The organism is Collinsella sp. AM42-18AC (assembly GCF_003467965.1).
In the GTDB taxonomy this organism is placed as follows: domain Bacteria; phylum Actinomycetota; class Coriobacteriia; order Coriobacteriales; family Coriobacteriaceae; genus Collinsella.
In genome coordinates this window covers 1-1,007 of record NZ_QSFY01000038.1, presented here as the reverse complement: position 1 = coordinate 1,007, position 1,007 = coordinate 1, and the positions used below count along the sequence as shown (strand labels likewise).

General features: G+C 65.8%; 1 protein-coding gene. It reads right to left on the bottom strand.

All coding sequences use genetic code 11. From position 1 onward, the window contains the following. On the bottom strand, positions 1-1,007 hold a 1,007-nt coding region (locus DW913_RS09945), incomplete at both ends, for an arginine deiminase family protein (RefSeq protein ID WP_117798387.1).

Here is a 1,007-nt window from a genome sequence, read left to right as displayed (position 1 = left end):
CGCCAGAAGGGCATGCTCATGCAGCGCGGGCCGCCGCGGCCGCGGGAGAGCTCGGCGGAGGGCACGACGAGAAGGTCCAGGCCCTCCTTGTACAGCACGTCGTTGGTGACGGTGTTGCGGGCGTAGACGCAGATCTTGCCGGGCTCGACGCACAGGGTGTTGGAGCCGTCGTTCCACTGCTCGCGGGAGGCCGCGATCGGGTCGCCGCCGCCGCAGGGGATCAGCTTGACCTGGTCGACGCCGGTGGCGTCCTCCAGGACGTGCTCGAGGGTGTCCTCGATCAGGCGGATGTTCACGTCGCCCGGGTTCTTGCCGGCGGTCAGCTCGTAGACGCGCAGGGTGCCCATGATGGCGGGGTGGATCGTGAACTTATCGACGTCGATCTGGGTGAAGACCGTGTCGAGGTGCATGAAGGCGCGCGAGACCGGGATGTCGAAGGCCAGGATGCGCTCGACCTTGGAGTCGGAGTTCCAGAAGATGTTCTGGGCCATGACGTCGATCGCGGCGGCCTGGGTGCGCTGGGAGATGCCGACGGCGAGGGTCTTCTCGTTGATGTTCAGCACGTCGCCGCCCTCGGTGTGGAACTGGCAGTCGCGGCGGAAGTACAGGGAGACGTCCTTGTAGTCGGGGTGGTACTTGAAGACGTACTTGCCGTACAGGGTCTCGCGGTTGCGGGTGACCGAGTACATGCGGTTGAGGTTGACGCCCTCGCCGACGACCGCGAACGGGTCGCGGGTGAAGTAGAGGTTGGGCATCGGGTCGATGATCAGGTCGGACTCGGACTCGGAGTTGACCAGGGAGTCGAGGGTCGTGGACGCCGTGAGGGGCATGTCGATCTCGGCCTTGGTCATGCCGGCCATGGTCTTCTTGACGAACTCGAGGTTGTCCTCGATGGAGTCCAGCTTCTCGCGGACGATCTGCGGCATGTGCTGGCCGCGGATGCCGGCCTCGGCGATGTACTGGTCGGTGAACTCGGCGCGGGCGCCGGGGACCTGGTCGAACACCTC